Origin of the sequence: Limnospira sp. PMC 1279.21, from assembly GCF_032349615.1 — a bacterium.
Taxonomy (GTDB): Bacteria; Cyanobacteriota; Cyanobacteriia; order Cyanobacteriales; family Microcoleaceae; genus Limnospira; species Limnospira fusiformis.
Map to the genome: position 1 here is coordinate 1 of NZ_JARPLU010000351.1, position 1,817 is coordinate 1,817.

2 protein-coding genes are annotated in these 1,817 nt (G+C 43.8%); one reads left to right on the forward strand and one right to left on the reverse strand.

Features of this window, described 5'->3' with window-relative positions:
• The coding region (locus P5683_RS24460) for an ATP-binding protein (RefSeq protein WP_315669501.1) at positions 1–1,218 on the forward strand (1,218 nt) is incomplete at its 5' end.
• Positions 1,219–1,388: 170 nt separating this feature from the next.
• Here the strand turns inward: P5683_RS24460 and P5683_RS24465 are convergent.
• A complete protein-coding gene (locus P5683_RS24465; RefSeq protein ID WP_006622746.1) occupies positions 1,389–1,769 on the reverse strand; it encodes a type II toxin-antitoxin system VapC family toxin in 381 nt (126 codons plus the stop codon).
• Positions 1,770–1,817: the final 48 nt, after the last annotated feature.

Here is a 1,817-nt window from a genome sequence, read left to right on the forward strand (position 1 = left end):
GATCACGTCAGGAAATCAGCGTCCGACTTATGGAAACTCCTGTCTGACCTGTTGGGAGAGAATGTGAAAAAAAAGAATGTGCGATCGCTCATCGAAAATGGGGTCTTTTCTTATTACAACGACGTGGTACATATTGGCAATCAAATCAATTTATGTAGCGACTTATACGGCTATCCTAAGAGTCAGAAAAAGCGATCGCCCCAAGACACCACCACCCCCCCACCTCCACCACGCCACGACCTCAGCCGAGCCCCCGAAAATAGCCGCCGCTTCTGCGATCGCACCCAGGAACTAGCTACCCTCAAGCAGTGGATACTAGAAGAACATAGCCGCATTGTCAGCCTAACCGGACTATCCGGAATTGGGAAAACCGCCCTGGCTAGAAAACTGGTAGAAGAGATTAAAGACAACTTCGATCGCACTCTGTGGCGCAGTCATCGCCAATTCCCCAATTTCAACGCCCTACAAAGTCATATCATCGAATCTCTCGCCCCACCACCTCCCAGCCACAACCCATCAATCATCAACTATTTAAACTCTCGTAACTCTTTTTTAGACCATCTCAGAAACCACCGTTGTTTAATCATCCTCGACGACTTTCAAGAAACCTTAAACCCTGGAGAATTAGTCGGCAATTATCGCCCAGAATACCAAAACTATAGTCATCTCCTCCATGAAATTGGCAGATGCTCTCATCAAAGTTGTCTGTTGCTACTCGGTTGGGAACAACCCCTAGAAATCGCCACCATGGAAGCTGAAGAAAACTACGGCAAAACTCTACAAATTGCCGGGTTAGGGAAATCAGCCAGCCAACTCCTCACCGCTAGAAAACTCAAAGATAAACCTGAATGGTCAAAGCTGATTGAACTGTACAATGGCAACCCTTTATGGTTAAGTATAATCGCCACTGATATCCTAGAACTATTTAACGGTAGTGTCCAAAAATTCCTATCCTATCCTACTCTATATTTAGGAAGTCTAGAAACTCTCATCAAACCACATTATCAACGGTTGTCGGAAGTCGAGAAAATCCTCATGGGGTGGTTAGCTAACCAAGAAAAATCCGTAGATATCAGCCAGAAACCACCCGAACTTTTATCAGATGCCGATTTTCTGAAAGCGATACAATCTTTAAACCGACGAAATTTCCTGAACAAATCATCCGGTTTCACCCTACAACCAGTGATTAAACAATATGTGAAAAATTTAATTTCCTAGGCTGGCGTTACGGGGCGGATTTTTCGGCTAATTATTAGGTAATTAAATTCTCGTCGCCCCTAACACTACCCGTTAGGCTATTTATGGAGAAACCGGGTTTCTTTAATAAATCTTGGCAGAAATGCGCTGTTGTAGAAACCCAGTTTCTTTTCCTGACCATAGCCCACCCATTAAGGTAAGTCAGTGCTAAATTTAGCCTGTAATTGCCGATCCAACGTTAGCAAGCGTAACCCATAAACCTTCGCCGTTGCTGCAATAATCGCATCGGGCAACTTCACATTATGGTTGCGTCGAAAGGCGATCGCCTCTTGTTCAATTTTTTCATCTAATTTCAAGACTAATAAATTTGCCAACAAGTTTTGAATCGTCTGCTCCTCTTCTGCCTCTAAGTTAGGATAACTGAGTAACTCCATTCGCGTAATTTGACTGATGGCACAGTTCTCAAATTCTAGCTGCTCGGTTGCCAGCAATGCGATCGCTGATGAATAGGCTTTGAGAATGGCGATCGCCACATTAGTATCTAATATTAATCTACAACAAATCAATCCCACTCATCACGCATCTGACGCTGAATTACAACCGGATCGTCTTGAAAATTT